Origin of the sequence: Nocardia sp. NPDC088792, from assembly GCF_044750615.1 — a bacterium.
Taxonomy (GTDB): Bacteria; Actinomycetota; Actinomycetes; order Mycobacteriales; family Mycobacteriaceae; genus Nocardia.
In genome coordinates, this window is sequence record NZ_JBIVKC010000003.1 from 372,425 (window position 1) to 395,130 (window position 22,706).

General features: G+C 68.1%; 23 protein-coding genes and 1 riboswitch. Of the genes, 11 read left to right on the plus strand and 12 right to left on the minus strand.

Annotated elements, in window-relative coordinates; genetic code table 11:
• Positions 1–37: 37 nt before the first annotated feature.
• Positions 38–475 (minus strand): Lrp/AsnC family transcriptional regulator, encoded by a 438-nt coding sequence (locus ACIP5Y_RS19365; protein WP_400351628.1) that lies wholly within the window; start codon positions 473–475, stop codon positions 38–40.
• Positions 476–610: 135 nt separating this feature from the next.
• Here ACIP5Y_RS19365 and ddaH point away from each other — a divergent pair, with 135 nt between their 5' ends.
• Positions 611–1,483 carry a dimethylargininase gene (ddaH, locus tag ACIP5Y_RS19370; RefSeq protein WP_400351629.1) on the plus strand — a complete coding sequence of 291 codons (873 nt, stop codon included), beginning with the start codon at positions 611–613 and terminating at the stop codon, positions 1,481–1,483.
• On the opposite strand, the gene ACIP5Y_RS19375 is transcribed toward ddaH, so the two are convergent.
• The 4 genes from ACIP5Y_RS19375 to ACIP5Y_RS19390 form a co-directional block, all read right to left on the minus strand.
• Positions 1,452–2,000 carry a hypothetical protein gene (locus tag ACIP5Y_RS19375; protein ID WP_400351630.1) on the minus strand — a complete coding sequence of 183 codons (549 nt, stop codon included), beginning with the start codon at positions 1,998–2,000 and terminating at the stop codon, positions 1,452–1,454. The genes ddaH and ACIP5Y_RS19375 overlap by 32 nt on opposite strands.
• A gap of 168 nt (positions 2,001–2,168) precedes the next feature.
• Positions 2,169–3,365, minus strand: coding sequence for a precorrin-3B synthase (gene cobG / locus ACIP5Y_RS19380; protein ID WP_400351631.1), 1,197 nt, complete (start codon positions 3,363–3,365; stop codon positions 2,169–2,171).
• 59 nt (positions 3,366–3,424) lie between these two features.
• Positions 3,425–3,655, minus strand: a complete 231-nt coding sequence (locus tag ACIP5Y_RS19385) for a hypothetical protein (RefSeq protein WP_397017421.1) — start codon at positions 3,653–3,655, stop codon at positions 3,425–3,427.
• A 256-nt stretch (positions 3,656–3,911) separates the two neighbouring features.
• A complete protein-coding gene (locus tag ACIP5Y_RS19390; RefSeq protein WP_400351632.1) occupies positions 3,912–4,229 on the minus strand; it encodes a hypothetical protein in 318 nt (105 codons plus the stop codon).
• A gap of 143 nt (positions 4,230–4,372) precedes the next feature.
• A riboswitch (adenosylcobalamin-variant (AdoCbl-variant) riboswitch) is annotated at positions 4,373–4,504 on the plus strand.
• Between ACIP5Y_RS19390 and cobN the strand changes: the two genes are divergently transcribed.
• Entirely contained in the window at positions 4,494–8,348 is a 3,855-nt protein-coding gene (gene cobN, locus ACIP5Y_RS19395; RefSeq protein WP_400351633.1) for a cobaltochelatase subunit CobN, read from the plus strand. It overlaps the preceding riboswitch by 11 nt.
• Positions 8,349–8,665: 317 nt before the next feature.
• The gene (locus ACIP5Y_RS19400; protein WP_400351634.1) at positions 8,666–9,205 is read left to right on the plus strand and encodes a hypothetical protein; all 540 of its coding nucleotides are present in this window, start codon (positions 8,666–8,668) and stop codon (positions 9,203–9,205) included.
• A gap of 118 nt (positions 9,206–9,323) precedes the next feature.
• Here ACIP5Y_RS19400 and ACIP5Y_RS19405 read toward each other — a convergent pair whose 3' ends face one another.
• Positions 9,324–9,704, minus strand: a complete 381-nt coding sequence (locus ACIP5Y_RS19405) for a PPOX class F420-dependent oxidoreductase (protein WP_400351635.1) — start codon at positions 9,702–9,704, stop codon at positions 9,324–9,326.
• Between the two features lie 115 nt (positions 9,705–9,819).
• On the opposite strand from ACIP5Y_RS19405, the gene ACIP5Y_RS19410 reads away from it, so the two are divergent.
• A complete protein-coding gene (locus ACIP5Y_RS19410) occupies positions 9,820–10,530 on the plus strand; it encodes a glyoxalase (RefSeq protein ID WP_400351636.1) in 711 nt (236 codons plus the stop codon).
• Between the two features lie 131 nt (positions 10,531–10,661).
• Here the strand turns inward: ACIP5Y_RS19410 and ACIP5Y_RS19415 are convergent, their stop codons facing one another.
• Both ACIP5Y_RS19415 and ACIP5Y_RS19420 read right to left on the minus strand, forming a co-directional pair.
• On the minus strand, positions 10,662–11,324 hold the full coding sequence (locus ACIP5Y_RS19415; protein WP_400351637.1) for a TetR/AcrR family transcriptional regulator: 663 nt from the start codon (positions 11,322–11,324) through the stop codon (positions 10,662–10,664).
• Positions 11,325–11,398: 74 nt separating this feature from the next.
• On the minus strand, positions 11,399–12,403 hold the full coding sequence (locus tag ACIP5Y_RS19420) for a LacI family DNA-binding transcriptional regulator (protein ID WP_400351638.1): 1,005 nt from the start codon (positions 12,401–12,403) through the stop codon (positions 11,399–11,401).
• A 160-nt stretch (positions 12,404–12,563) separates the two neighbouring features.
• Here ACIP5Y_RS19420 and ACIP5Y_RS19425 point away from each other — a divergent pair, with 160 nt between their 5' ends.
• The 6 genes from ACIP5Y_RS19425 to ACIP5Y_RS19450 all read left to right on the plus strand — a co-directional run bounded on the left by ACIP5Y_RS19425 (position 12,564) and on the right by ACIP5Y_RS19450 (position 18,137).
• Positions 12,564–13,583 (plus strand): substrate-binding domain-containing protein, encoded by a 1,020-nt coding sequence (locus tag ACIP5Y_RS19425; RefSeq protein ID WP_400351639.1) that lies wholly within the window; start codon positions 12,564–12,566, stop codon positions 13,581–13,583.
• On the plus strand, positions 13,580–14,554 hold the full coding sequence (locus ACIP5Y_RS19430) for an ABC transporter permease (RefSeq protein ID WP_400351640.1): 975 nt from the start codon (positions 13,580–13,582) through the stop codon (positions 14,552–14,554). Before ACIP5Y_RS19425 ends, ACIP5Y_RS19430 begins: the two co-directional genes overlap by 4 nt.
• A gap of 9 nt (positions 14,555–14,563) precedes the next feature.
• Positions 14,564–15,331, plus strand: coding sequence for an ATP-binding cassette domain-containing protein (locus ACIP5Y_RS19435; RefSeq protein ID WP_400351641.1), 768 nt, complete (start codon positions 14,564–14,566; stop codon positions 15,329–15,331).
• Positions 15,328–16,281 (plus strand): ribokinase, encoded by a 954-nt coding sequence (locus tag ACIP5Y_RS19440; protein WP_400351642.1) that lies wholly within the window; start codon positions 15,328–15,330, stop codon positions 16,279–16,281. Before ACIP5Y_RS19435 ends, ACIP5Y_RS19440 begins: the two co-directional genes overlap by 4 nt.
• Before the next feature lie 134 nt (positions 16,282–16,415).
• On the plus strand, positions 16,416–16,805 hold the full coding sequence (rbsD, locus tag ACIP5Y_RS19445; RefSeq protein WP_400351643.1) for a D-ribose pyranase: 390 nt from the start codon (positions 16,416–16,418) through the stop codon (positions 16,803–16,805).
• Positions 16,806–16,889: 84 nt separating this feature from the next.
• Positions 16,890–18,137, plus strand: coding sequence for an alpha/beta hydrolase (locus ACIP5Y_RS19450; RefSeq protein ID WP_400351644.1), 1,248 nt, complete (start codon positions 16,890–16,892; stop codon positions 18,135–18,137).
• Here ACIP5Y_RS19450 and map read toward each other — a convergent pair whose 3' ends face one another.
• On the minus strand, positions 18,138–18,902 hold the full coding sequence (map, locus tag ACIP5Y_RS19455) for a type I methionyl aminopeptidase (protein WP_400351645.1): 765 nt from the start codon (positions 18,900–18,902) through the stop codon (positions 18,138–18,140).
• Positions 18,903–18,980: 78 nt separating this feature from the next.
• Here map and ACIP5Y_RS19460 point away from each other — a divergent pair, with 78 nt between their 5' ends.
• Positions 18,981–19,250, plus strand: coding sequence for a helix-turn-helix transcriptional regulator (locus ACIP5Y_RS19460; RefSeq protein WP_400351646.1), 270 nt, complete (start codon positions 18,981–18,983; stop codon positions 19,248–19,250).
• A gap of 15 nt (positions 19,251–19,265) precedes the next feature.
• Here ACIP5Y_RS19460 and ACIP5Y_RS19465 read toward each other — a convergent pair whose 3' ends face one another.
• The 3 genes from ACIP5Y_RS19465 to ACIP5Y_RS19475 all read right to left on the minus strand — a co-directional run bounded on the left by ACIP5Y_RS19465 (position 19,266) and on the right by ACIP5Y_RS19475 (position 22,643).
• Complete coding sequence (locus ACIP5Y_RS19465) at positions 19,266–20,168, minus strand: S1C family serine protease (RefSeq protein WP_400353800.1); 903 nt, start codon at positions 20,166–20,168, stop codon at positions 19,266–19,268.
• Between the two features lie 331 nt (positions 20,169–20,499).
• Complete coding sequence (locus ACIP5Y_RS19470; RefSeq protein WP_400351647.1) at positions 20,500–21,717, minus strand: acyltransferase family protein; 1,218 nt, start codon at positions 21,715–21,717, stop codon at positions 20,500–20,502.
• Positions 21,714–22,643 carry an SGNH/GDSL hydrolase family protein gene (locus ACIP5Y_RS19475; protein WP_400351648.1) on the minus strand — a complete coding sequence of 310 codons (930 nt, stop codon included), beginning with the start codon at positions 22,641–22,643 and terminating at the stop codon, positions 21,714–21,716. The genes ACIP5Y_RS19470 and ACIP5Y_RS19475 overlap by 4 nt, the downstream gene beginning before the upstream one ends.
• Positions 22,644–22,706 lie beyond the last annotated feature (63 nt).

The following is a 22,706-nucleotide window of genomic DNA, read 5'->3' on the forward strand; positions in this document are numbered from 1 at the left end:
GCGCCGGGCCACGGATGTCGGAACGAGGGCGGCCGGATCAGGTGCGAGGCCGTTCGAGCAGCCGCGACATGACGATGTTGCTGCGCGTGCGCCCGACGCGGGCATTGGCGCGGATACGTTCGACGGTGGCCTCGATCTCGGCCATGTCCTTGGCCATGACGTGCACGAGCGCATCGGCCTCCCCGGCGATGGTCCAGATCCCCACCACTTGCGGGATGGGTTCCAGACTGCGCCGCAATTCGGACGGAGAGATGTTGTCGCGGTAGAAGACCTCGACGTACGCCTCGGTCCGCCAGCCCAGCGAGGCCGGGTTGACGACCGCGGTGAAGCTGGTGATCTGACCCCCCGCCACCATCTTGTCCACGCGCCGCTTCACCGCGGGCGCGGACAGCCCGACCTGCGCACCGATCTCCTGGAACGAGGCGCGCGCGTGCTTGAGGAGGTGCGCGAGGATGCGCCGGTCGATTTCGTCCATGAAACATCCTTTCGCGACTACGCAACGATTCATTGCTCAGAGCTCGATCTACGCAACAAATCGTTGTTTCTGACGCAACGGTACGCCACATAACTTCGTGGAAAGCCCGGTCCGCGCCGATTTCGAGGAGCCTCGTTGACCTCTGTAGCCACCCTCCAAGCGCCCGATCCCATCGGGGCCCGCCGCCCCGTTCCGCGCCGGTACCTCATGTGCCGGCCCGAGCATTTCGAAGTCACCTACGCCATCAATCCGTGGATGGACACCGCGACCCCGGTCGACCGCGCCAAGGCCCTGGCCCAGTGGGACGCACTGCGCGTCGCCTACGAATCGCACGGGCACCAGGTCGAGGTCATCGACGGTGTGCCCGGACTGCCCGACATGGTGTTCGCCGCCAATGGCGGCCTCGCCATAGAGGATCGGGCGCTGTCGGCCCGCTTCGCGAATCCCGAACGCGCGGACGAGGGTCCGGCCTATCACCGCTGGCTGGACCGCCGATTCGGCAAGGTGGCCGCGGCAAGCGAAACCAATGAGGGCGAAGGCGATTTCGCGGTCTCCCGGGACCGGATCCTGGCCGGCACCGGCTTCCGCACCGCGGTGAGCGCGCACCGCGAGGTCGAGGAATTCTTCGGAATGCCGGTCGTATCACTGGAATTGGTGGACCCGCGCTTCTACCACCTGGACACCGCGCTCATGGTGCTCGACGACACCATCGTCTACTACCCGCCCGCCTTCTCCGCCGAGAGCGCCCGGCTGCTCGCCGAGCTGTATCCGGACGCCGTCATCGCCACCGAGGACGATGCGAATGTGCTGGGCCTGAACGGGGTCTGCGACGGCTACCACGTCTTCCTCAGCAACCGGGTGACCGACCTGGCCGAGGCCCTGGCCGCGCGCGGCTACCAGCCGGTGGGCATCGACCTGTCGGAACTGCTCAAGGCCGGCGGCAGCGTGAAGTGCTGCACGCTCGAATTGCACCGGGTCAGAAGGGGAGACGCGCCCGCAGCGGGCTGACCACGGGGTCCTTCAGCGGGTGCGCCATGATCAGATAGCGCAGCATCATGATGGACCCGCTGATCTGCAGCAGGGCGAGGGGTATCTCCCCGAGCACGGCGGTGCCGATGGAGGTCCAGATGTCGTCGGGTTCGGCGGTGATGATGTCGAACCAGGCGTCCACGAGCAGCAGCATCCCGGTGCCGAAGGCGGGCAGGATCAGCACCACCCGCCTTCGCCAGCCGAGGTAGGCGCAGGTCGCCATCATGAGCACGAGCGCGATATCGAAGCCGATCCAGGCCGCGGACCAATTGCGGGCCTGATAGTCGTCCGGGAGTGTGAGCCCGAGGTACACCATCCACGGGATGAGCGCGAGACAGCCGCCGACCATGAGCGCCAAACGCGCACGGCGGATCAAGTTCACCACTTCGGGCCGGGGCAGCCGCAATCGTGGCGTGTGCAGGCGCTGGATCAAGGCCCGCCGCTCATCCTCGGACATGGCCGCGATCTCGTCATCGCTCAACTCTGGAACGGCCACCCCTGCCTCCTTCGCCACGGTCACCGAAATCCACTGTGCCGGATCCCCGCCACGCCGCACCCGATCACCCCGCCCTCGGCGCGTCCCCCGCGCCGAGTTCGCGAGCGGGAAATGGTTGCGGCATCGTGCGAGTAGCCGCCACCATCAGTTCCCGGTGATCTTGAAACCTTATTCGGCGGGGACGATCCGGTAGCCGTCGGTGGTGGCGATGATGTCGGTGACTGCGCCACGTGGGCGGCCGCAGCGGCGGTCGCAGCCCGACCAGTGCTGGCGGCCGGCGGCGACGATCTCGTCCGCATCGAGGCCCTCGCGGGGGGATTGTGCTGTGCCGCCGGGGATTACCCGGCCGGACTCGACCGCTTCGGCGGCGTCGGCGCGGATGTCGGTGTGGGATTTCGCGCAGCCGGGCAGGCCCGCGCAGGCGCTGACCTGCAGCCAGGGGGAGGCGGCGTCGAAGAGGAGACCCATCGGGGCCAGTACGCGGACCACCTGTTCGGCGGTCCATTCGTCGAGGTCGGTGATGACGATGCTGCGCCACGGGGTGAGGTAGACGGGATGTTCGATGGCCGCGATGAATTCGGCGGTGCGGGCGGGCAGTGAGCCCAGGCGCACGCCCGCGCCCAATGCGACCTTGCCGTCGGCCTGGGTGAGCCAGCCGATCGGAATGTCGTGGCGTGCAGCGACTTCCACCGTGTCGGGGCTGCTCGTCAGTCCCGGGTGGGTGGCCAGTTGTTCGGTAAGTACGGCTCGGCCGTCGGGGATTTCGTGCACTCGCCATTGGCCGTCGCGCAGGGCGAGGAAGGCGTGGGCGGCGGCGAGCATGAGGTCGACGGCCTCGGCGGCGGGCACTCGCAGCCCGGTGTCCTTGCCCGCCAGCAGGAGCGAGAAGGTGCCGTCGTCCACGGCGTGGATGCCGATATCGCCGCCGAGGCCGCTGACATCGCCGCGCCCGTCGTCGAGGGTGAACAGCACCCTGCCGGGCAGTTCGGCGAGGCCGGGATGGTCGCGAAGTCCGGCGTCGAGGGCGGGTACCAGGGCGTGCACGTCGGCCCAGCCACCGACGCGTCCGGACAGTGGCGAGGCGATGATATTGCGCACCCGTTCGTGGGTGGCGCTGGGCAGCAGCCCGGCGGCGGTGAGCTTTTCCTCGAGGGCGGCGGCGTCACGCACCTGCCGCAATTGCACGTTACCGCGCGAGGTCAGTTCGATACTGCCGTCGGCCAATTCGACGGTGGCGTCGGCCAGCGCCTGTAACTGTCCCGGTGCGAGTCGCCCGCCGGGTACGCGGATGCGGGCCAGGGGCCCGTCGGCGGCTTGGTGCAGGCGCAGTACACCCGGGCAGGAATCGGCTTCGTTTCGCTCCATGACCAGCCCAGCCTACGACGAGCGTCGGTGCCCCTGCGCCGACGCCTGCCCGCGGGAGCTCAGGCGGAGCGACGCGGTTCGACCGGGCGCGAAGCGCCGCGCACCCGCGCATACGGCGGTGCGAGCTGCCAGCTGTCCTGCAGCAGATTCGGGGTGCGGTGATGGTCGACATGATCGCGGTGCACGGTGCTGCCCATCGACGCGAAGCCGAACAGCACGGCGGCCGCACAGATGATGCCCGCGATGAGGGCGTATCGGGCGTGGCCGCTACCCGCGGCCGTCAAAGTCATTGCCAGCATCGCGAAGGCAACCAGAGCGCAAAAGTACACTGACCAGGCGGCAAATCGGTTCCGCCGGACCCATGAAGGAGTATTCGGCATACCCCGAGCGTACGCCTGGGGTGACCGGCGTCACAGGCTTCTGAACTGCGCTTTCGCTCCCGTGGCAGGGGATATGGTCCGCAGCGCTCGGTGACCGGAATGGGACAGGGCCCCACGCGTCTGCGTGGGGCCCTGTTCGGATCTTGTTCGGTCGAGTGCGGCCCGCTCAGGTGTGGCGGGGCTCGATGTATTTGGGTGCGCCGCGGAGCCGGGCGTAGGGCGGGGTCTTTTCCCAGCAGTCGTTGAGGAGGTTGGGGACCAGGTGGTGCTCCACATGGTCGCGGCGGACGGTCGTCGTCATGATGGTGAGGCCCAAGAGGACGGTAGCGGCGCAGATGATGCCCGCGATCATGGCCCACTGGGTGTGGCCGCTGCCTGCTGCTGTCAATGTCATTGCCAGCGTCGCGAAGGCAACCAGTATGCAGAAGTACCCTGACCAGGCGGCGAAGCGATTCCGCCTGACCCATCCCGGAGTGCTAGGCATACGGGCAGCGTACGCCCGGACCGGTCGGTCGCACAGCGACGCGGACCAGCCTTTGCCGCACTGTGATCCGCTGAGCACGACCCGTCGTGGCCACTCCGCGGGGCGCACCGCAAGGACCGGGCAGCCCACGCGATAGCATCGGCGCGCTCGTCGAACGGAAGAAACCGGTGGAATTCCGGTGCGGTCGCGCCACTGTGACAGTCAGACCTTCCCGTCGAGCGCCGAACCGTGCTGGGCGCGTCACCCGAGGAAGGCCGAGACCCTGTGATCCTGCTGCTGTCCACCTCCGACACCGATCTGCTGAGCGCACGCGCCAGCGGGGCCGATTATCGGCTCGGCAATCCGGCGCGTTTGCTGCCGGACGATCTGCCGGGCCTGCTGGTAGGCGCCGACCTCATCGTCGTGCGCATCCTCGGCGGTAAGCGCGCCTGGGAGGAGGGACTGGAGACGCTGCGCGGCAGCGGGATTCCCGTGGTGGCGCTGGGCGGCGAGATCGCGCCGGACGCCGAGCTGATGGAATGCTCGACCGTGCCCGGCGGCGTCGCCGCCGACGCGCACAACTACCTGGCCGCGGGCGGACCCGGAAACCTGCTGCAGCTGCACAACTTCCTGTCCGATACGGTGCTGCTCACCGGGCACGGCTTCGAGCCGCCGGTGGAGATGCCGAGCTGGGGTGAGCTGGAGCGGGATTCGCGTCCGGTCCCGGCGGGCGCGCCGACCGTGGCGGTCGTCTACTACCGCGCCCAGCATCTGGCCGGCAACACCGGCTACATCGATGCACTGTGCGCGGCCATCGAGGACAAGGGCGCGCGGGCGCTGCCCGTGTACTGCGCCTCCCTGCGCACCGCCGAACCCGAACTGCTGGCCCGCCTCCGCGACGCCGACGCGCTCGTGGTGACCGTACTGGCGGCGGGCGGCACCAAGCCGGCCACCGCCTCCGCCGGCGGCGACGACGAGGCCTGGGACGTGGGCGCGCTCGCCGACCTGGATGTGCCGATCCTGCAGGGCCTCTGCCTCACCAGTGGTCGCGAGCAGTGGGCGGCCAATGACGATGGTCTGTCTCCGCTGGATGTGGCCACGCAGGTGGCGGTGCCGGAGTTCGACGGCCGCATCATCACGGTCCCGTTCTCGTTCAAGGAGTTCGACGCCGACGGCCTGTCCACCTACGTACCCGATCCCGAGCGGGCCGCACGGGTGGCGGGTATCGCGACCCGCTATGCCCGGCTGCGTCATATTCCGGCCGCGGACAAGAAGATCGCGATCGTGCTGTCGGCATACCCGACCAAGCATGCCCGCATCGGCAATGCGGTCGGACTGGACACCCCGGCCAGCGCCATCAAGCTGCTGACCGAGATGCGTTCGGCCGGTTACGATCTCGGCGCGGAGGGCGAGATCCCCGGCCTGGAGCAGGCCGACGGTGATGCGCTCATCCACGCCCTCATCGCGGCGGGCGGGCAGGATCCCGACTGGCTGACCGCGGAACAGCTGGAGGGCAACCCGATCCGCATCGGCGCCGACGCCTACACCGCCTGGTTCGAGACCCTGCCCGAGGATCTGCGTGCGGCGGTCGTCGAGGCGTGGGGTCCGCCGCCGGGGGAGATGTACGTCGACCGCTCCGCCGACCCCAAGGGTGAGATCGTCATCGCCGCACTGCGTTTCGGCCATGTGGTGCTGATCGTGCAGCCGCCGCGCGGTTTCGGTGCGAACCCGGTCGCCATCTACCACGATCCGGATCTGGCACCGAGCCATCACTACCTGGCCGCCTACCGCTGGCTGGCCGCGCCGGACGGTTTCGCCGCCGACGCCATGGTGCATCTGGGTAAGCACGGCAATCTGGAGTGGCTGCCCGGCAAGACCCTGGGCATGTCCGCCTCGTGCGGCACCGACGCCGCGCTGGGCGATCTGCCGCTCATCTACCCGTTCCTGGTGAACGATCCGGGTGAGGGCACCCAGGCCAAGCGCCGCGCCCACGCCACCCTGGTCGATCACCTCATCCCGCCCATGGCGCGCGCCGAAACCTACGGCGACATCTCGCGTCTGGAGCAACTGCTCGACGAACACGCCAATATCTCCGCGCTGGATCCGGCGAAGCTGCCCGCGATCCGCCAGCAGATCTGGACCCTCATGCGCGCCGCCAAGATGGACCACGACCTGGGCCTGTCCGAGCGCCCGGACGAAGAGGTCTTCGACGATATGCTGCTGCACGTCGACGGCTGGCTCTGCGAGATCAAGGACGTCCAGATCCGCGACGGCCTGCACATTCTCGGCCAGGCCCCCGCCGGCGAAGCCGAGGTCGACCTGGTCCTCGCCATGCTCCGCGCCCGCCAGCTCTGGGGCGGCGAGGTCAACGTCCCGGGCCTGCGAGAAGCCCTCGGCCTCACCGAAGACGGCAGCGAATCCCGCGAGCGCGTCGACACCTTCGAAACCCGCGCCCGCGAACTCGTCTCCGCCATGCAGGAAGTCGACTGGGACGTCGACGCCATCGACGCCCTCACCGAAGAACTGCTCGCCGACTTCGACACGCCCGGGGCCGCTGCCACGGCTTCGGCGCCCGACGCGAGTTCGGCCGGCGCTGCGGCACGCTCCGAGGTCGCTCGCACGGCGGGTGAGCGGAGTGCGGTTGTGGTCGAAGGTGATTCGGCGCTCGCGGTACGGGCACGTGGGGCGGATTCCGCTGTGCCGCCCGGCGCGTCGGAGGTACCTGGGGCCGATTCGTCCTCGGCGGCGCGGGTGATCGACGTGCCCGGCGGTCCGGTGTCGGATGCGGATTCGCGGTTGGATGCGGTGCGGCGGGTGCTGGGGTTTGCGGCCACCGAGGTGGTGCCGCGGTTGCGGCAGACCGGGGTGGAGATTTCGCGGATTCTGCATGCGTTGAACGGTGGGTTCATTCCGGCGGGGCCGAGTGGGTCGCCGTTGCGTGGGCTGATCAATGTGCTGCCGACCGGTCGGAACTTCTATTCGGTGGATCCGAAGGCGGTGCCGTCGCGGCTGGCGTGGGAAACCGGTCAGGCCATGGCGGATTCGCTGCTGGAGCGGTATCTGGCCGATCATGGGGAGTACCCGCGGTCGGTGGGGCTGTCGGTGTGGGGCACCTCGGCCATGCGGACCTCGGGTGACGATATTGCGGAAGTGCTTGCGCTGCTGGGTGTCCGGCCGGTGTGGGATGAGGCGAGCCGGCGGGTGACGACGCTCGAGGCGATCTCGCCGGAGGAGTTGGGGCGGCCGCGTGTCGATGTGACGGTGCGCATCAGCGGATTCTTCCGGGATGCGTTCCCGCATGTGCTGGCGCTGCTGGATGACGCGGTGCGGTTGGTCGCCGAGCTCGACGAGCCGGACGAGCAGAACTTCGTGCGCGCGCACAGCCGGGCCGATCTCGCCGAGCACGGCGACGAAAGGCGGGCCACCACACGCATTTTCGGCTCCAAGCCGGGCACCTACGGCGCCGGTCTGCTGCAGCTCATCGATTCCAAGAGCTGGCGTACCGATGACGATCTGGCGCAGGTGTACACCGCGTGGGGCGGTTTCGCCTACGGCCGCGATCTGGACGGCGCGCCCGCGGCCGACGATATGCGGACCGCGTACAAGCGAATTGCGGTGGCCGCCAAGAATACCGATACCCGCGAACACGATATCGCCGACTCCGATGACTATTTCCAGTATCACGGCGGTATGGTCGCCGCGGTGCGCGCGCTGACCGGCAAGAACCCGGAGGCGTACATCGGTGACAGCACTCGCCCGGACGCGGTGCGCACCCGCACGCTGTCGGAGGAGACGGCGCGGGTGTTCCGTGCGCGCGTGGTGAATCCGCGCTGGCTCGAGGCGATGCGCCGGCACGGTTACAAGGGCGCCTTCGAAATGGCGGCGACGGTCGATTATCTGTTCGGCTACGACGCGACCACGAATGTGGTGGCGGACTGGATGTACGAGAAGCTCGCCGAGAGTTACGTATTCGACGAGACGAATCGGAAGTTCATGGAGCAGTCGAATCCGTGGGCACTGCACGGCATTGCGGAGCGTTTGCTGGAGGCGGCGGAGCGGAAGCTGTGGGAGCAGCCGGAGGCCGCTACCCTGGACCGACTGCGGCAGGTCTACCTGGAAACCGAAGGCGAACTGGAATAGGCGAATTCCGGATCGGAAGCGATAAGTAACTCGCGGCACACGGCGTGTCGGGATTGGCGCGCAGGACACCTGCGGACAATCCCGGCACCTGCTCTTCCCTCCGAATGATTCTGAGGGGATCATAAGAATCGTTCGGAGCCGGCTCGGGGAGACGACCGGACAACCCAATGCTCCTATTGGGTCGGACAATTGGATTGGGATTCCCCGATTCGCCGCGTGCAACAAGTACGCGCAATCGAGTCGTAGCCACAGCGTTTTCACCTCGAAAACGTCTACCCGGCATGCGGTGATTCGGCCGTCGATTGCAGGGAATTATCATGAGAATCGCCAAATTAGCCGCTACCACTTTACTTTCCGTCGCCGCCGTCGGTATCACCAGCGTCACCGCCAGTGGTGAACCCGCCATCGCACAACCGGGCATCAGTGGAGTCGATCGAGGGGTCGGCTACTCCATCGCCCTCGCACCCGACCGCAGCGCCGTCACCACCACCCTCACCGCCGGGCACTTCGCCATGGAGAACGGCGGCGTCGAGGTGATCGGACCCGGTGGCGACGTCCTCGCCACCGTGCCGCTGAGTTATCAGGCGGCCGATCGCACCCTGTCCGTGGTCCCGGATATCGACGCCGCCGGAACCACTTTGACCATGCACCCGGCCGATGCCACCCAGGTGGCGGCGCCCGATGTGCATACGGTCGCCTTGCAGAACGTGGCCGCCGCCGGATCGATCGTGGCCGGCGCGCTCATCGGCTGCGTTGTCGGCGTGGTGATCGGGATCTGGTTCTTCCTGGTCGGAGCCATCATCGGCTGCGGTGTGGGCGGCCTGCTGGGCGCCATCATCGCCGGTGATCAACCGTGAACCGATAGGCCGCGGCACATCTCACCGGAACCGTCGGACCGCTGCCCGGTCCGGCGGTTCCGCCGCGCGGCGGAACCGGCTCGGCGCAGCGGAATCGGCCCGGAGCGGTGAAATCTACTCAGGCCGGGGCGATTTCGACGCCGATGGTGCCGGTGCGGCCGCGGCGCAGCGTGCTACCGAGCACGATGACCTGGCCGATGATGCCGTACTTGCGCTTGATCAACTGGCGGGTGTTCTCGCTCCCGGCATCGCCGAGCACGAGCGCGCTGCCCTTGACGATCTCCCCGTGCGTCTTGCCGCGGAAATCGCACGGCTGCAGGGTGACCTGCGGATTACGCCGGATCCGCTTGACCTTCCAGGTGTTGGTCTCGGTCCAGACGTAGAGCTTGCCGTTGTCGAGCGCGGCCCACACGGGGGTCGAGACCGGTGTGCCGTCCTTCTTGAAAGTCGTCAGCGAAACGTACTTTGCCGTGCCCACGGGGCCGAACGGATTGTCCACCTCCGCAGCCTAACCGGTCACCGGGGGAGAGGCAGGTCACCCGGAAAGTCATAGGCGCGATGGGCGGGTCGCTCCGTAGCGTGGATTGCGACCCACCACAGCGAGGAGGCAGTACATGACGGCGACCTCGGTCCCGGTTCTCTGGGCCGGCGACCTTCCGGCGACCCTCGACTTCTATCGCACGCTCGGCTACGAGGTCACCTACGAGATGACCCGGCCATACCCCTTCGGGGCCGTGCAGCGCAATGGTTTCGCGCTGAACTTCGGTCCGACACCGAAGGACATCAGCGCCGAGCAGGCCCATATCGGCTGCCTGGTCTTCGTCGACGAGGTCGCGCCCTGGCACGCGGAATTCACGGCGGCCCTGCGCGCCCGGTACGGGCGTATACCCGCGCGCGGCACACCGCGCATTACTCGCTTCCGCCCCGGGCAGACCCGGTTCACGGTGGTCGACCCGGTCGGTAACACGGTCATCTACATCGAGCGCGGCGAACCCGACCCGGAATACGGCGGTTCGACCTCGCTCGAAGGGCTGGACCGGGTTCTCGACAATGCCCGCGTCTTCCGCGACGCCAAGCTCGACGACAAGGCGGCGGCCCGCGTCATCGAAACCGGCCTGCGCCGCCATGCCGCCACCGCGACCGCGGTGCAACGTGGCCGCGCCTTGGCGATGCTCGCCGAAATCGCCGCGGCCGTAGGTGATTCGGCGAAGGTGGCCGAATCGGTCGCCGCCATCGAACAGCTCGACCTGAACGCCGCGGACCGCGCGGCCGTTGCCGCCGAACTCGATGTGGTCACCGAGTTACAGCACTGGCTGAGCGACTGACCATCCCGTTGAGGTCCGGCCCCTACAGGGGCCGGACCGTGGTCGGCGAGTGCGGTGGAACCGGATCGCGGTCAGCGGCTGCGGCTGGCGCCGGACCGTGGTCAGCGGGTGCGGCTGGGGCAGGATCGTGGTCAGCGCGTGCGAGCGGCCACCATACGTAGTGCGAGAGCGGCATTGTCGGCGCCGATGTGATCCGGGGTGCGGCGGTAGCCGGGTGCATACCAGCGCGCGGTATCCACGCAGAGCGACAGCAGTGCCACCGTGGTGGCGCCCGGATCGGGGACATCGAAGGTGCCGTCGGCGCTGCCCGCCGCGACGAGGCCGCGGATCAGGCCGTGGATGCGCTGCTGGATCTCGCCGACCTCGAGCCGGTGCTCGTCGGTGAGGTCGGTGAGATGGTGCAGCACCACGCGGACGGAGGGGGCGTGGTCGGCGTGCCAGACGGTGAGGTCGCGGATGGTGGCGGCCAGGCGTTGCGCGGGGGAGCCGGGCGTCGCCGCGGTCGCCTCCGCCACTTGTAGGGTGAGGCGCAGGGCGGCGATGGAAATGCGGTGTAGCACTTCCTCTTTCGAGCCGAAATGGACGTATAGCCCGGCGGGGCTGAGGCCGGCCCGGGCGGCGATATCGCGGGTGGTGGTGGCGTGGAAGCCGCGTTCGCTGAAGGCGTCGATGGCGGCGAGGAAGATGCGCCGCTGTCCCTCGGGGAAGCGGCGCTGATTGCGTTCCAGGCTTGCCATGGCGGTGGCCAATGCCCCGTCTGCGCCGGCTCGCGGCCGGTCGTCGTCGTTGCCCATCGAATCAGTATCGCCTGGAAGTATTTTCGCTCGCACGTCGGCCGGACCAAAACGGATGCCGGATGTTTGCCGGTTCAGAATTCGTCCGGGCATCCGCAGGAACCACGGGTGGTCAGCCGGGCGTCCAGGCGTGTCACGCCGGGACGCGCTGTGCCATCGTCGATCTGCTCCAGCAGCAGGTCCACGGCGAGCTCACCGATGCGGCGGGTGGGCTGGACCATGGTGGTCAGGCCGGGACGGGTGTAGCGCGCGTATTCGATGCCGTCGAAGGCGACCACCGCGAGATCCTCGGGCACGCGGACGCCGGCGTCGTAGGCGGCGCGCAGCATGCCCATTGCCTGCAGGTCGCTGGTGACGAAGACCGCGGTCGGCCGGCGCGGGCCGCCCATGAGGTCGGCGAAGGCCCGATAGCCGGCCGCGCCACCGAAATCGGTTCGCACGACGGTACTTTCGGGCAGCCCGGCCTGGGTCAGGGCATTGCGGTAGCCCTGCACCCGATCATCGGCCGTCGACACGTGCGGGCCTGCGAGGCAAGCGATCTCGCGATGCCCGTGCTCGATGAGATGCCGGACCGCCACCTCGGCGCCGGCCACCGAATCGCACAGCACATGCGCGCAGCGGGCCGGGTCGATGACCCGGTCCAGGGCGACCAGCACCATATCGGCGGCCTCGCACGCCTCGGCGATACCGGTGCCCCACGACGACGAGATGGCCAGCAGGCCCTCGACGCGACGGTCGATGAACGTTTGCACATAGGCGCGTTCGCGTTCCTCGTCGCCGTCGGCATTGCCGACGAACAGCGGATAGCCGCGGGCGAAGGCGGCGGCCTCGATGACCGCGGACAGTTCGGCGAAGAACGGGTTGGCGCCGTCGGGGATGACCATGCCGAGGGCGTGCCCGCGGTTCATGCGCAGGCTGCGCGCGGACATGTTCGGGCGGTAGCCGAGTTCGGCGATGGCGGCTTCGATGCGGGCCCTGGTGGCGGGTGCGACGCTGCGCGGCCCGCCATTGAGGACGTAGCTCACCAGGGCGGGTGAGGTGCCTGCCAGGCGGGCGACGTCGGCGCGTGTGACTGCCATTGCGATCTCCTTGTTCACGGCTCCGCGCAAGCTTGCCCGTTGCCGGGCCGAATCGGCTTGGCGCACACGGTCACTTGACAGGTCGGTGACTCAGGTCACAGACTACCAATCAACTCGTATTGTCAACACGAGTTGATACCACACGGATAGGTCCAACACCATGCATGCTCGACTGTGGCGCACTGCAGCGCCTCTCCTGCTCATCGGCGTTCTGCTGGTGGCCACCGGCTGCGGCCGCGGCGGCGATCACGGCTCCGGCGACTACAAGATCGCCATCGTGACCCGCAATTTCACCAACCCGTACTGGGCGGCCCTACGGGACGGCGCCATCGCCGAAGCCAGCCACCTAGGGGTGAAGGTGTCGGTGCAGGCCGGGCAGTCCGAAACCGATGCCGACGGCGAGAACGCGCAGATCTCCACCATGGCCGCGCAGGGCTACGACTGCTTCGGCGTGGTGCCCGTCAACGGCACCAATGTGATCACCCCGCTCACCACGGTCGCGCGCAAGCACACGCCGATCCTCAACCTGGACACCCAGATCGACGCGAACGCCTCCCAGCAGGCCGGGGTGTCGTATGCGAGCTTCATCGGCTCCGACAACCTCGAGGCCGGCAAGACCGCCGGGCAGCAGATGCTCGCCGCGCTCGGCGGCACCGGGAAAGTCGCTGTGCTGCAAGGCATCGCGGGCGAGCAGAACGGTATCAACCGCGATCAGGGCTTCAGCGACACCGTCAACGGCAAACTCGACATCGTGCAGCGCGCGCCCGCCGACTACGAACAGGACAAGGGCCTGCAGGTCACCGAGGCGATCCTGAAGGCGCACCCGGACATCACCGGCATCTTCGCCGCCAACGACACCATGGGACTCGGTGCGGCGCAAGCCATCAAGAACGCCGGGCGGACCGGGCAGATCAAGGTCATCTCGGTGGACGGCATCAAGGCCGCCCTCGACGCGGTCAAGGCGGGCACGCTGTACGGCACCGTCACCCAATACCCGTACGCCGAAGGACAACTCGCGGTACAGGGCTGCCTGGCATTGCATCAGGGCAAGCAGTTGCCGCCGCGCGTGGTGTCGCCGATCGCCTTCATCAACACCGCCAATGTCGATCAGCAGATCGGGTCGTTCCCGAAGCCGATCGTCACCTTCGACAATCCGGTGGAAGGACTGCTGAACAAATGACGGCCGCCGCTGAACTCGCTCCCGCCACCGAAAGTCGCGGGGGCCGCCGCGAAATCCTGTCCAAGGGCGCGGAATACGCCGCACCCATCGCGCTGGCGGCGGTGTGGGTGGGTTTCTTCATCGCCACCCCGAACTTCCTGACCCTGGACAATATCGGCGACCTGCTGGTGGCCTCTTCGATCCTGGCGGTGCTGGCGCTCGGGCAGCAGTTCGCGGTCGTGGTGGGCGGCATCGACCTTTCGGTCGGCGCCAACCTGCCCTGGTCGGCGGCGTTGCTCGGATATCTGACCAGCCACGGCCACCCGCTCGCGCTCGCCATCCTGGCCGCGGTCCTGGGCGGGACGGTGGTCGGCATGCTCAACGGGGTGCTCGTGGGGCGGCTGCACATGACCGACTTCGTGGTCACCCTCGGCATGCTCAGCGTGCTCAGCGGATTGACCCTGCTGCTCACTCACGGCAATACCGTCGCGGTGAATTCGGGGTTCCTGCAGAAACTGGCGCTCGACGGGATCGGGCCGGTGCGCTGGTACTGGCTGCTCGCGCTGTGCGCGGCGCTGGTGGTGGCGGTGGTGCTGTTCCGGACGCGGGTCGGCACGCATCTGCTCGCGACCGGCGGGCGGATCGAATCGGCGCGCGACACCGGTATTCCGGTGAATCGGATCCGGTTGCTGGCCTACAGTGCCTCGGGTCTGCTGTGCGGTATCGCCGGAGTCATGCTGGTGGCGCGCAACGGCGGCGCGGATCCGTCGTTGCAGACCACCTATCTGCTGAGTTCCATCGCGGCCGTGGTGCTGGGCGGGTCCTCGCTCAGCGGCGGCAAGGCGTCGGTGCTGGGAACCGTGTGCGGGGCAATCCTTTTCACGTCGCTGATCAACGGGTTCACCATCCTCGGCATCTCGCAGTACTACCAGCCGATCGCCGTCGGCGCGGTACTGCTGCTGGCCGCGGCCATCGCCCGATTCCGAAAGTAGGCCGCCGCCATGACGAAACCCCTGCTCGAGGCATACGACCTCACCAAATCCTTCGACTCCGTGCGCGCGCTCGGCGGCGTCACCCTCACCATCCCCGAGGGTGAGGTGACCGCACTGGTCGGCGACAACGGGGCGGGCAAATCCACCCTGGTCCGGTGCCTGACCGGCGTGCAATCACCCGATACCGGGCGAATCCTGTTCCGCGGCGAGCAGGTTCGACTCCGCACACCGGAGGATGCACGCAAGCTCGGCATCGAAACCGTGTATCAGGACCTCGCCCTCATCGACGATCTCGCGGTCTGGCAGAACCTGTTCCTCAACCGGGAACTGGTCCACCCCTTCGGCCTGGTCAACCGCCGCGCCATGATCGCCGAAAGCGCCACCATCCTGCGCGATCTCGATATCGACGTGCCGTCGGTCCGCACCACGGTGCGCCGCATGAGCGGCGGCCAGCGCCAGAGCATCGCCATCGCCCGCGCCGTGGCGTGGGGCAAGGCCATGGTCATCATGGACGAACCCACCGCCGCCCTCGGTGTCCGCGAAACCGCCGCCGTCGAGAAACTCGTTCGCGGCCTGCGCGATCGCGGCATCACCGTCCTGATCATCAGCCACGACCTGGCCCAGGTCATGCGCATCTGCGACAACGTCGTCGTGCTGCGCCGCGGCCGCTCCGTGGCCACCCACCGTATCGACGAGGTCGACGGCGATCGCCTCGTCGCCCTGATCACCGGCGCCGCACCCGGCAACCTCGAACCCGCAGAGGAGCGCGCATCGTGAGCCGTGGCCGAGTAGTCGTGATCGGCTCGATCAACCAGGACATCGTCTCCGAAGTGGACCGCCTCCCCGCCCCCGGCGAAACCGTCCTCGCCCACGCCAGCCGGAACAACCTCGGCGGCAAGGGCTCCAACCAGGCCGTCGCCGCCGCCCGCGCCGGCGCCAGGGTGCAGATGATCGCCCGCGTCGGTGCGGCGGACGAAGCACGCCTGCGAGCCGAGCTGCGGGACCTCGGCGTAGCGGCCGAGGCCGTGCAAGGCGTGCCGGGCCTGCACACCGGCACGGCCTACATCACCGTGGCCGCGGGGGAGAACCAGATCGTGGTCGACCCCGCCGCCAACTCCTGCTGGGACCCCGGCGGATCGGCGACGGGTGCTGGGATCGAGGCCGAGTTGCTGGCGGCGGCGGATGTCGTGGTGGCGCAGTTGGAGATTCCGGTGGAGGTGGTGGCGTGGGCCGCCGGGCGGGCGCGGCGGCTGGTGCTCAATGTGGCGCCCGCGGTGGGCATGCCGCGGGAGGTGCTGGAGCGGGCGGATCCGCTGGTGGTCAATGAGTTCGAGTTGGCGGCGATCGACGGTGGCGGGGTCGCCACGCCGGATGAGGGGCTTCGCCGGGCGCGGGAATTGTGCCTCGGCGGGGTACCGGCGGTGGTGGTCACCCTCGGGGCGGCCGGGTCCGTGTGGGCCCGGCGTACCGCGGACGGTGCGGTCGACGGCGGGTATCAGGCTGCGCCGCAGGTGGATTCGGTGGATTCCACCGGGGCGGGTGACTGTTATGTGGGAGCGCTCGCCACCGCACTTGCGGAGGGGCAGTCATTGGAGGCGGCAGTGGTGTTCGCGACCGCGGCGGCTGCGCTCGCCGTGCAGCGGACCGGGACGCATTCGGCGTATCCGGGGCGGGAGCGTATCGCGGCGGCTGCGGCCGAGCTGCTCGGAGCGCGGGAGTCGGTCTGATCCGGCCGGAGTCGGTCCGATCCGGCCGCGATATCCCTCGGGCTCGCGCATCGCCGCGGTAGGGGAGCGGATCGACGGGCGGCCGGATGTGTTGCCGCCCGGCAAGTTTCATTACTTTCTTATGGAGGAATACTGTGCGCACTGCCGGAATAGTGCATGCCGGGTTGATGTCGGCATTGGTTTCGTTGCGGCATACCGACTTGTTCGCGGTGGCGGATTCGGGGTTGCCGGTGCCGGCCGGGGTGCCGGTGATCGACCTCGGTATCGCCTATGGGTTGCCGCGGTTCGCGCCGGTGCTGGAGTTGATTCTGGGTGAGGTGACGGTCGAGGCTGCCTGGGGTAGCCGTGAGGTCAGCGAGCACAATCCGGAGGCGGCCGCATTGCTGGCGAAGAAGGTGGGGGCGCAGTGGCTCCATCACGAGGAGTTCAAGGCCCGTATTGCGGAGTGCCGGTTCGTGGTTCGGACCGGGGAGGATCGGCCGTATGCGAATGTGCTGCTGCGCGCGGGTGTTCCGTGGCTGTGACAGGCCGATGACCCGATTGCGGGGTTGATCGATCTTCAGTGGATCTTCAGACCGTGGCAGTGACTGCTCGGCAACAATCGGGGGATGCCCCTGCGACTCGTGGCCTCGACGGCGGACGCCTCTCCGCCTCCGCCTCCACCGAATTTCGACAAGGTAGCGACGGGGAGTCGCGGGCACGGGATTTCGCTGTTGCACGGGTGGTTGCCGCCCACGGTCGAGATCGCCGCATTGGTGCTGGTGCTGGTGGTGATCGGCTGGCGGACACGGCGGCGACTGCTTGTCCTGCCCGCCATGGCCTTGGTACTGGTCAGCTCGCTGATCGTGCTCAATCAATGGGTCGGCTACTTCCCGACGGTGCAGATCGCGTGGAAGGCGATCAATGCCGCACCACTCCCGCAGCAGACCTCGCTCGCCAGTCTGTCGTCGTTGCGCGGGAAATCACCGGAGACCGGCAAGGTGGTGCCGATCCAGACGCCCGACACTGCCAGCGGTATGTTCCACCGCACCGAATACGTCTACCTGCCCCCGGCCTGGTTCACCGGCGCGACACCACCGAAGCTGCCCGTCGTCATGATGATCGGCGGCGAATTCGCCACCCCCGACGACTGGATCCGCATCGGCAATATCCTGCCCGCCCTCGACACCTACGCGACGAAGCATGACGGCTGGGCGCCGATCCTCGTATTCGTCGACACCGGCGGGACATTCACCAATGACACCGAATGCGTCAACGGCCCACGCGACAATGTCGCGACCCACCTCACCCAGGATGTGCCCCCGTACGTCGAAAAGACCTTCGGCACAGCCACATCCGCCGATCAATGGGCGGTGACAGGGTGGTCGATGGGCGGCACCTGCGCCATCGACCTCGCAGTCATGCACCCCGAGCAGTTCGGCACCTTCATCGATATCGCCGGTGACATCGGCCCGAACACCGGCAACAAGGACCAGACCATCCAGCGCCTCTACGGCGGTAATGCCCAGCAGCGGGCCGCCTTCGACCCCCGCACCGTCATGACCGCCCACGGCCCCTACACCGGAATGACCGGCCTGCTCTACGCCTTCACCCCGGCCGGCCCCTACGGAAAATGGACCGGTGGCCGAACCCCCGGCGGCGCCACCGACGAACACACCTTCCTGAGCGGAAAGTCCAGCAACACAATCAAACTCGACTCGGCCGCGGCGCTCTACACCACCGCGACCAAGGCCGGCATCGCAGCCACCCTGTACAGCTCTCGCGGCAATCACACCTGGCAAGCCGCCTCCGGCGCCTTCGGCTCGGCCCTGCCCTGGCTGTTCGACCACCTCCACACCGCCACTGCCGCTCCGTGATCAGACGCTGGTCAGCACCTGCGGGCCGTCCTGGGTGATGGCGATGGTGTGTTCGGAGTGGGCGGTGCGGGAGCCGTCGGCGGAGCGCAGGGTCCAGCCGTCGGGGTCGGTGACGATGCGGTCGGTGGTGCGGGCGAACCAGGGTTCGATGGCGATGGTGAGGCCGGGGCGCAGGCGGAAACCGCGGCCGGGGCGGCCGACATTGGAGATATGCGGGTCCTCGTGCATGCTGCGGCCCAGGCCGTGGCCGCCGAATTCGGTGTTCACGCCGTAGCCGGCGGCGCGGGCCACGGTGCTGATGGCGGCGGAGATATCGCCGACCGTATTGCCCGGCCGGGCCACCGCGATGGCGGCCGCGAGGGCGTCCTCGGTGGTGCGGACGAGGCGGGCGTCCTCGGGATCGGGGGTGCCGACAATGACGGTGGTGGCCGAGTCGGCGACCCAGCCGTCGATGCTCACGGCCAGATCCATGGTCAGCACGTCACCGTCGCGCAGGGCGTAGTCGAACGGGAGTCCGTGCAGGACGGCGTCGTTCACCGACAGGCAGACGGTATTGCGGAACGGACCGCGGCCGAAGGACGGTGCGTAGTCCCAGTAGCAGGACACCGCGCCGCGTTCCCGGATGCGTTCGCGCACTATGGCTTCCAGTTCGAGCAGGTTCACGCCGATCCGGGCGCGGTCGCGTAGTTCGGCGAGGACGCCGGCCACGAACCGTCCCGTGACGCGCATGCGCTCGATCTCCGCGGGAGTCTTGAGCTCCACCATGACAACCTCCGATTCTCGGTATTTTAATACCGACCCTAGCGGTTGCGGTATTTTTATACCAACCGTAGGGTGGCAGGCATGGTTCGCCTTCCGTTGACTCCCGCCCAGGTCGAGGCCGGTCGCCGACTGGGATGCGCTTTGCGCGCGGCGCGCGGTGAGCGTGATCTCGGCGCGGTCGCCGTGGCCGCCGGCATCTCGCCGGAGACGCTGCGCAAGATCGAATCCGGGCGGCTGCCGACCCCGGCCTTCGGTACCGTCGTCGCGCTCAGCCGCACGCTGGGCCTCTCGCTCGAGGAACTCGCCGATATCTGGCAGCCGGGCGCCGAGGCGCAGCGCCCGGCCTCCTGACACGGCGAGCGCCGTTCAGTCCAGGCTCAATTCCACCGGTACGGCGATCACGTCCACCATCGCGCCATTGCGCAGCACCGTCACCGGCAGTGAACGGCCGATCGCCTCGGCGAACAGCTGACTCTGAATGCCCTGCGCGTCACGGATTTCCGTGCGTGCGATGCTCAGCACCAGATCGCCGCGCCGCAGTCCGGCGCGCTCGGCCGGACCGCCGCGCACGATCTCCACAATGCGCAGCCCCGCATCCTGCCCGGTCCGGGCTGCCACGGCGGCCGGTAGCGGAGCCGGCACTCCGACCACGCCGAGATAGGCGCGCCGCACCCGGCCCTCGTGCAGCAGGGTGGTGATGATGCGGCGGGTGGTGATATTGATCGGAATGGCCAGGCCCAGGCCGATACCCGCGACCGCGGTATTGATACCGACCACCCGGCCCGCGGAATTCGCCAGCGCACCACCGGAATTGCCCGGATTGAGCGCGGCATCGGTCTGGATGACATCCTCGATCACCCTCGCGGCCCGGCGATTACCCACCGGCACCGACCGGCCCAGCGCGCTCACCACGCCCGCCGTGACCGACCCGGCCAGCCCCAGCGGACTGCCCACGGCCACCACCAGCTGACCCACCACCAGATTGTCGGCATCCCCGAGCGCCACCGCCCGCGGCGCCCCGCTCCGCGCCCGCAAGACCGCCAGATCCGAGAGCGGGTCCACGCCCACCACATCGAACCGGGACTCGACCCCGTCGGCGAACACGATCACACCGTTCTCCGCGGACCCGACCACATGCGCATTCGTGAGCAGGAAACCGTCATCGGTGAAAACCACCGCCGACCCGCTGCCCCGCTTGGTCTGCACGCTGGCCACATGCGGCGTCACCGATTTCGCCACCGCGATGACCGTGCGCGAGTATGCGTCCATTGCCGCGGCCTCCGGGTCACCGAACCCGGGCGGCAGGGATTCGGTGCCCGGCGCGGCCGAGCCGTTGGGGCCGTGCGTGGCCGAATCGGCGGTGCCGGGTGTGGCCGAGTTGCCGGAGCCATGTGAGGTCGAGCCGTCGGCGGCGGGATCGGGCTGTGCCGTCGCCGAGAAGACAGATTCGTCGTCCACGACGATCACCATCCCGATTACATGATTACGTTGCCTTCATCCCAGGATGCGCGCGCGATCCCCACCTCGACAACCGGTTCGCCGACAGCGCAACCACATGGTCTCGATGTGCCCGCAGCATTCGCCGGACGGATGGTGCGATCTACCGCGCCCGCGCGAATCGGCGCATGAGGGGTTTGTCCACGCCGTGGTAGATGACCGCCGAGGCTGCGAGGGCGAGTGCGAAGCACAGTGCCGCGCAACCGAGCCAGCCGAGGAAGCCGAATTGTCGCCCGGCGATGATGTAGCGGGTGATCAGTACCATGACGGGGAATTGGATGAGGTAGAAGGCGAAGGACACCTCACCGAACCACACCATCACGCGTGAGGAGTTGATGGCACCGAGCCCGTGGATGTCGCGGGCGGCGAGGGTGGCGATCAGCGCCGCCATCGGCAGTACCTCCAGGGCCGACATCTTGAAGTCGATCGGTACCACCCAGCTCGCCGCATATCCGAGGAATGCGGCCACCAGCGCGGGAACCAATCGGGTACTGCGCCAACGGCCTTCGAGTACGGCGCGCGCCGCCAGCACCCCGACATAGAACTCCGGCAGTCGCGAGAGCGGGAAGTCGTAGCTGAACCAGTAGGAGCGCAGCACGGGAATATCGGGCTGGGCGAACCATGCCGGTGAGGCGTGCAGCTCGGCCGGCGGCGAGGTGTCGCCGGGAACGAGCCTGGGGGCGAAGGCATTCGCGATGCCGCGCGGGCCGTCGAAACCGAGGAAGTACACCAGGTGCAATGCGAGGATGAACAGTCCCAAACCCGCTATCCAGGCCAGCAGCCATCGTGACGGGATTCGCCGCACCAGCGGCAGTGCCAGTGGAAAGCTCAGGTAGAACAGCATTTCCGAGACCAGCGACCAGGAAGGCACATTCAGTCCGCCGACCGTGGTCCACTTCGGCCACCAGGTGTGGATCAGTAGTACGTTCGGCAACCACAGCACGATCCGGCCGACCGGCACGGCCGCGACCACGATGAAGGCCGCGGCCGCGACCAGGTGTGTCGGATAGATCTTCAGGATGCGCCGGCGGTAGAACGCCCGTGTCGAGGAGCCCGGCCGGAATGACCAATAGATGATGAATCCGGACAGCACGAAGAAGAACGTCACCCCGGCCGCACCGAGCTGCATCGGCAGGAAATCCTGGTGGATCCGCCGGAACAGCTCGGACTTCTGGAACGGGTAGGCGGGCAACAACACCAGCGCGTGCAGTACGAACACCGCCAGCGCGGCCCACCAGCGCGCACCGGTCAAACTCGGTAGCCGCGGGCGCACCGAAGTCGATGTCGCGGCCGGGGCCGCGACGTCGGCGGGTGCGGTCATCCGGTGATCCAGTGTTGCAGTCCGGTGGCTGTGGCTTCGTCGCCGCGGGTGTCGGGGTGGAAGGGCAGTCCGAGGAAATCGGCTCGCGGGTCGAAGAATCCGTTCACCCAGGGCTCCGGTGAGCACAGGCCGTGGCCGGTGGTGGCGGCGCGGTTGTCGTAGAAGTCGATGCCGAGGAGGCCGGCGGCCTTGCGCTGGGCGTCGTCGAGCCGGTCGAGGTATTCGGCGAGTGCGCGGCCCCTGCCTTGCACGATCGCGCCGACGCCGAGGACGTTGGCGCAGAACGCGTCCGAGTTCGGTGCGTTCAGTTCCGGATAGCCGACCAGGACGATCTTCGCCTGCGGCGCGTAGTACTTGACGAAGGTGATGACCTGGCGGATGCGATCGGCGTAGGCCTCCGGGGTCAATGCGCGGTAATCAGGGATGCGGTTCTGGTCGAGGGCGTCGGTGTCGCAGCCTTCTTGGAGGTTGAACACGCAGGTGAGGATGACATTCCAGAGCATGACGTCGCTCGAGCCCCAGGTGTCGTTCATGCCGAACTGCAGGGTGACGAGCTTGGTCGCGGGACCGAATCCGCCGGCCTGATCGGCGAGGCGGGCCTCGTGGGCCAGGGTGTAGGCGGTGGAGCTTTGTAGTGAGGCGCCCGAGCAGGAGACGTCGACGAAGTCCGGTGTCGCGTCCACGTGGATGAGTTTGCTCAGCTGGATCGGCCAGGCGGTGGCGCCGTGGTCGCATTGCATGGAGTTGCCGTCGAGGCGAAGTCCGTTGGCCGAATACGAATCCCCGAGTACGACCAGTGTGTGGCCGGGGCGCGGAGGGTTGTCATCGGCCGCGGCGATAGCGGCCGAGCCCTCCAACCCGAGGGCGATCAGAGCAGTGCACACGATCCGGCTCATCCGTGCGCTCAGCGAATAACTGGTGACCATCGACAGAGCCTGCTTCCCCGACTCAGTACCCGGCCCGCGGTGCGAACCCCGGGTCGGGCAGGG